At 60.9% G+C, this 6882-nt stretch carries 5 protein-coding genes; all 5 read left to right on the forward strand.

Annotation, left to right across the window (positions count from 1 at the left end):
• The first annotated feature begins 188 nt into the window (after window positions 1–188).
• A complete protein-coding gene (locus AB5Z54_RS00280; protein WP_368159609.1) occupies window positions 189–2024 on the forward strand; it encodes a hypothetical protein in 1836 nt (611 codons plus the stop codon).
• 26 nt (window positions 2025–2050) lie between these two features.
• Window positions 2051–3523 (forward strand): coiled-coil domain-containing protein, encoded by a 1473-nt coding sequence (locus AB5Z54_RS00285; RefSeq protein ID WP_368159612.1) that lies wholly within the window; start codon window positions 2051–2053, stop codon window positions 3521–3523.
• A gap of 418 nt (window positions 3524–3941) precedes the next feature.
• Entirely contained in the window at window positions 3942–6284 is a 2343-nt protein-coding gene (locus AB5Z54_RS00290) for a heavy metal translocating P-type ATPase (RefSeq protein ID WP_368159614.1), read from the forward strand.
• 152 nt (window positions 6285–6436) lie between these two features.
• Entirely contained in the window at window positions 6437–6658 is a 222-nt protein-coding gene (locus AB5Z54_RS00295; protein WP_006235338.1) for a heavy-metal-associated domain-containing protein, read from the forward strand.
• Window positions 6659–6705: 47 nt separating this feature from the next.
• Window positions 6706–6882 (forward strand): metal-sensing transcriptional repressor (locus tag AB5Z54_RS00300; RefSeq protein WP_438265556.1); only part of this gene is annotated, 177 nt, incomplete at its 3' end.

The raw sequence follows: 6882 nt of genomic DNA on the forward strand, positions 1-6882 counted from the left end.
GTAACAGTAAAGGGTCAAAAACCTCTCTAGATGTTACAGATCGAGACATTAGCTTGCCGAGAACTTCGCCTCGTAAATGTGATTCAAGTGTGTCGATATTTCCTTGCCAATGTTGCGCAACAGGAACCCTTTCGGCGGTCGTAACGTACGAATTGTCATAGGTACCCCTTCAACGATTGGGAGAAGAAATGGCAAAGTACGCACCTAAACACTTGGAAGTCTCAGGCGGCGCCGAGCCTCGCCCCACATTCTCGGGCCACAAGGCAACACGACTCGCCGTCACCGCGGCAACCACCATCGCTATGACTGGCTCGACGCTGCTCGCGCCGTTCTCGGCATTTGCCAACGATGCGAGTGATACCACGGCACAGGACGCGATCATGTCGCCGCTTGCTGTCCACGCCGGCGAGGCGGCAGGCTCCGCAGTAAAGGCAAACGCCCAGAAGATTGCCGACCTGCAGGCTGCGATCGATGCCGCAAAGACTACCGAGGCAGACGCCAAATCCGACTACGACACGGTGGCTGCCCCCTATACCGAAAAGCAGGCGGCCCGCGACAACGCACAAAGCACCTATGACGCCTCCGTCTCCGATAATTCGCAGGCAGAGGCCGCCGCGCGCGCCGAATATGCTCGCCAGCTCGATGAAAGCGTCAAGGCGGCCGACAGCGCCAGTGCCACGCTGAAGGATGCCCAAGGAAAGCTCGATGCAGCCAAGACCGACGCCGAGGACAAGTCGAAGGTCCTTGATGCCGCAAAGCAGGCGGCAGCTGATGCGCAGGCCAAGCTCGAGGCAGCCCAGAAGGCAGCCGCCAACGCAACGCCGGAGGAAATCAAGGTCGCCGAGCAGGCTGCCGCAGATGCGCAGGCCGCTCTGGACCAAGCAAAGGCTGCGAAGGCCGCTGCCGATTCCGCGCTCGCCGATGCCCAGCAGGCTCAGAGCGCCGCGCAGAGCGCTTACGACGAGGCGGCAGGCACGCTGGCTTCCGCCCAGCAGGCAAAGACCGCCGCGGATGGCAAGGCGGCTGAGGCACAGGCGGCATACGACAGCGCACAAGCCGATTTGGCGGCCGCAAAGGCAGGCGCCGAGGGCCCGGAGTATGACGCCGCCCAGGCAAAGGTCGATGCTGCCCAAAGCGCACTCGACCAGGCGAAAAAGCAGCAGGCGACTGCCGAAGCAGGCCTTTCTCGGGCAAATAGCGACGTTGAATCCAAGCAGGACGCCCTCACCGGCGCCGAAAGCGAGCTCAAAGCCAAGAAGCAGACAGTCGCAGCAGCCGAAAATGATGTAACGGCAGCCCAGACGAAAGCCGATGCGGCGCAATCGGAGTTGACCTCGGCAAAGCAGGCACATGCTGCCGAACTGGAGAAGGCAAAGGCCGCTCAGAAACAAGTCGACCAGGCAAAAGCCGAGAAGGAGCAGGCAGACAAGGCGCTCGAAACCGCCAAGGTAAACCAGGCGGCCGCCGATCAAGCCGTTGTCGATGCACAGAAAGCATACGATACGTGCAAGGCAGCAACCGATAAGGCAACGACAGCGGAGGCGCAGAGCGTCATCGGCTTCTACCAGTTCATCGGTGCCAACGACGCTGCAAACATCATCTATAGGCAGAGCGATAAAAACCCGACGACCATTGGCGATAAAAAAGACGGCACGTCACTCGACAACGCCAAGCTATCGTTTAACAAGCTGCGCGAGATTAACGAATACCGTGCAAGCGTTGGATTGAGTGAGCTTAGGGTGACGGCCGAGCAAATGGCAGTCGCTCAATCCGACTCCAATTACTCTGACAAAACGCTAGGTCACTCAGATTACGCCTATTGTGAAAATGCCGCTTGGAACTTCAGTACTAAAGAAACATCGCGCACCAATGGGTCGATGCTGAAAAGGAGATATTTGACGAAGCTGCAGCGAAAGCCGGCCTTGGCAACGTTGCCCCCAAAGATGCTTGGGATACTTTCTGGAGCCACAAAACCGAATTCGAAAAGCGCGGGGCAGACTTTGACACCGTCGGCCATTATTTGAATATCGTACAACCTAACGCCAAAACCATGGGATACGGCATCAACTCGCGCGGAACCCTTTGGCCGTATGTGTTCGTCTTGGAGATCGACAGCAATTACGGTTCGTACGAGAAAGAATACTCGATCGATGAACTCGAGAATCTCTTTGATCAGTATCAGCTGAGCCTCTCCAAAGCCAGCGAAAAGCTCGCCGCCGCAAAGACAGACCTTGAGCAAAAGCGCAGCACAGCGGCATCGAAAGCCGATGCCGTAAAGGCAGCTGAAACCCTCGTCGCTCAAAAGCAGGAAGGCATTGTTGCCGCGAATAGCGACCTTGCCGCCAAGAACGACAGCGTAGCAAGTGCCGCCGCCGCTGTTGCCCTAGCAAAGCAGAATCTCGCCAAGGCAAACGGAAAAGTTGCCGAAGCCGAAGACCAGGTCAAAGCCGCCCAAAGCAACGTGGCGACCGCAGAGCAGGTCGTCAACCAGAAACGCGCCGAGCTTAAGGCATCGAAAGAGCAAGCCGCTCAGAGTCAGAAGAAGGTTGATGACGCCAAGGCAGAGACTCTCGTAAAGCAGCAGACTCTGCAAGATGCAAAGAAGGAACTTGCCAAGTATTCAGCCGATGTTGCTGCGGCTCAGGAGAAAGCCGACGAGGCCCATCAGGCGCTTGATGAAGCCACGGCAGCCCAGACGTCTGCCCAGAGCGCTCTCGAAAAGGCGAAGCTCGACGAGGCTGCCAAGAAGCAGGCCCTCGACACCGCGAAGGACAACGCCGAGGCCAAGGCGGCGACCGCGGAGCACGCCGCGAGCGATCTGACCACGGCGAAAAACGACTTTGCTTCAAAGAAGGCCCGTGCCGACGCCCTGAGCAATGCAGCCGATAATCTTGCCACCGCCGAGGCGGCCAAGAAGGAGGCGGACGCAGCAGTTACCGATGCCGGAGTCGCCCTTAGCACGGCAAATGATGCCATCGCGAACGCCGAGCAGGCGGTCGAGAATTCTCAGGCCGCATCGGACGCCGCTGCTGCTACTCTCGGAAAGCTCAAGTCCATCAACGTCGAAAACGGCATTGCTACTGGCTCTGACGCAAACGCGAACGATACGCTCAATGCCCTCTTTGCCAAGTGCGTCGCCGCCAAGCAGGCAGAACATAACGCAAAGGCCGCACTTGATGCCGCTCAGGCAGACCTTGATGCTGCGACGCCCGCCTACACCGCGGCTCTCAACGGCTACAACGAGGCGAAGGCAAAACGCGTAGCCGCCGAGCAAGCCCTGAAGGACGAGATCGCCCGCCAGGAGCAAGAGGCGGCGAAGGCCGAGCAGGCCAAGATCACGCAGGCTGCCGCTAAGCCGGTTACTGGAAAGCCGTCTGCCGGCAACGCCAAGACGGCCGCCAACTCGGCACTTCCCACCACAGGCGACAATGCCGCGCTCGCCGGTGAGACGTTTATCATCGGAGGTGTCGTGCTCGTAGCCGCCGGCGTCTTCCTGACTGACAAGAAGCGTCGTCAGGAGTAAGGATTTCGGGAGGACGGCTTCTCCTCCCTCCCACCGCTTCGCAAACCCTGCCCAACATGCGCCGGGGCGCCCATCACGCGGGCGCCCCGGCGTTTTACGTTGTATGCCCGGGGCATCTGCTCCGAGATTGTCTTGATCTGTAACAACTAGGACCCAAACATCGGTCTTACTGTTACAGATCGAGACGTTCGGGTTACCCTCGAATGGTTTGTCTCGATCTGTAACATCTAGCAGGCAAAACAGTCCCCAGATATTACAGATTGAGATGATTGGTTGGGACGGTCCATCGGCCAACCATCCATCCTCATCTGTAACGAAATCTCATATATAATTTCTGTACTGGACACCCCCAGGGGGTATGGGTGTATAGTATCGGCAGGTTAACAATTCCAACACCGAACTACAGAAAGGAGAAGCCATGGCTCAAGATAAATTCGATGTGGGCGGCATGACGTGCGCCGCCTGCCAGGCGCACGTGGACCGTGCCGTGAGCAAACTCGACGGCGTCCAAAGCGTCGCGGTCAATCTGCTCGCCGGCTCTATGCTGGTGGACTACGACCCTGCGCAGGTCTCCCCCGACGACATCTGCACCGCTGTCGACCGCGCGGGTTATTCGGCCTCGCCCGTTAGCACGGGCACCGATGCCGCCAACTCAAACGGCAACGCGCAAGCCAGGTCCGGCGCCGCCCATATGGAGTCGCCGACCAAAAAGTTGGAGGCCGCCGCCTCTGCCATGCGCACCCGCCTCATCGTCTCGATCGTATTCCTCATCCCACTGTTCTACATAGGCATGGGGCACATGCTCGGCTGGCCGCTGCCCGGCATCTTCACCGACCACACCCACAGCATGACGCTCGCGCTCACCGAGCTCGTCCTGCTCATCCCCATCGTCTACGTCAACGACGCCTACTTTATCAACGGGTTTAAATCGCTCACGCACGGCGCGCCCACCATGGACGCCCTCATCGCCGTCGGCGCCACCGCGTCCATCGCCTGGTCGCTCTACGCCATGTTCATCATGGCCGACCAACTAGCCGCGGGTCAGGTCCACGAGGCCATGATGACGAGCATGGACAATCTGTATTTTGAAAGCGCCGGCACGATCTTGTCGCTCGTCACCGTGGGCAAATACCTCGAGACGCGCAGCAAGTCCAAAACCGGCGGCGCCATCGAGGCGCTCATTGACCTGGCGCCAAAGACCGCGACCGTCGTGGCCGAGGACGGTACCGAGGCCACCGTCGACGTCGATGCTATTCTGCCCGGCCAGGTGCTGCGTGTGCGCCCCGGCGAGTCCATCCCCGTCGATGGCGTGGTGCTCAAGGGCAGCTCGGCCGTGGACGAAAGTGCGCTGACCGGCGAATCCATTCCCGTGGAGAAGACCGCCGGCGACACTGTCAACGCGGCCACGGTCAACCGCACGGGCTCGTTTACCTTCCGCGCCACGCGTGTGGGTGCCGACACGTCGCTCGCCAAGATTATCCAGCTCGTCGAGGACGCCAACGCCACCAAGGCGCCCATCGCCCGCATGGCCGACAAGGTCGCCGGCGTGTTCGTGCCCGTGGTGTTTGTAATCTCTGCCGTAACTTTTGTGGCGTGGATGGTGCTGACCGGAAGCGTCAACGAAGCGCTCACCTCCGCCGTCGCCGTACTGGTGATCAGCTGCCCGTGCGCGCTGGGCCTGGCCACGCCCGTCGCCATTATGGTCGGCACCGGCAAGGGCGCCGAGATGGGCATTCTGTTCAAGAGCGCCGAGGCGTTGGAGAACCTGCGCAGCGTGGGCACCGTGGTGCTCGATAAGACGGGCACGGTCACCCGCGGCAAGCCTGCCGTGACCGATATCGTGGTAGCCACGCGCGCTGACGGCTCGCCCGCCATGAGCGAAAAGGCACTGCTCAAGTTGGCCGCCGCGTTGGAGCGCTCGAGCGAGCACCCGCTGGCCGAGGCGATTATGGCCGAGTGCGAGACACGCGGGATCGTCGCGCGCATGGTCGAGGACTTTACTGCCGTGCCCGGGCGAGGCGTTACGGCGCGCGAAGGGCAAAACGCCATTGCAGCCGGCAACGTACGCCTGATGGACGAGCTGGGCGTTACCGTGCCCGCGGGTCTTGCCGAACAATTTGCCGCCGAGGGCAAGACGCCGCTGTTCTTTGCCAAGAACGGCGAGCTTGCTGGCACCATTGCCGTGGCTGACGAGGTCAAGGAGACGAGCGCCGGGGCCATCGCCGCACTGCGCTCACTTGGCGTCGATGTACGCATGCTCACCGGCGACAACCGCGTGACGGCCGAGGCCATCGCCCGACGCGTGGGACTGACCAGCGAGCAGGTCATCGCCGACGTGCTTCCCGCCGACAAGGAGCGCCACGTGCGCGAGCTGCAGGATGCGGGCAGTAAGGTCGCCATGGTGGGCGACGGCATCAACGACTCCCCCGCCCTGGCGCGCGCCGACGTGGGCCTTGCTATCGGCACCGGCGCCGACATCGCCAAGGAGGGCGCCGACGTGGTACTCATGCGCAGCGACCTCATGGACGTCGCCCGCGCCATCGAGCTTTCGCGCGCCACGATCCGCAACATCAAGCAGGACCTGTTCTGGGCGCTGTTCTACAACGGCATCGGCATTCCGCTGGCGGCGGGCGTGTTCTTCCCGCTCACCGGATGGCAGCTTTCGCCGATGTTTGGCGCCGCGGCCATGAGCCTGTCGAGCGTATGTGTCGTAAGCAACGCTCTGCGCCTGAAATCCTTTAAGCCCAAGACGGCGCGCTGAAGCACCCGACCTTGTCCCTCAAACCGTCGCTCGCGTACCCAAGTACGCTTCGCTCCTCTTTCGGGGCAATCTCGGGCACCTCAGCACACCTTTAAGATGACGCTGTTCACGACTAAACTGTCAGATATTCTCAATCGATAAGGAGTACACCCATGCGTTACACGATCAAAACGTCCGGCCTTATGTGCGGCCACTGCGACGCTACTGTCGAGACGGCACTGCTCAACGTTGCCGGCGTGACCGACGCCGATGCCGATCACGAGACTCAGACCGTACAGGTGGAGTGCGCCGACACCGTGACCGCTGAGCAGCTCGCTGCCGCCGTCGAGGGCGCCGGCGAGAAATTCCATGCCCTGTCTGTGACCGCCGCGTAGCGACCTGAACGTACCCCTCCCCCGACCAGAAACGAGGACCCGCCATGATGGCAGACCATAAATCGGTGACCCGTATGCTCAAGACGGCACGCGGACAGATCGACGGCATCTTGCGGATGGTCGATGAGGACCGCTATTGCGTCGATATTTCCACACAGCTCATGGCCACACAGGCGCTCCTCGCGCGCATTAACGCCGACGTGCTCAAGGCGCATATCGAGGGC

This window comes from Collinsella aerofaciens (assembly GCF_040910185.1).
In the GTDB taxonomy this organism is placed as follows: Bacteria; Actinomycetota; Coriobacteriia; order Coriobacteriales; family Coriobacteriaceae; genus Collinsella; species Collinsella aerofaciens_BF.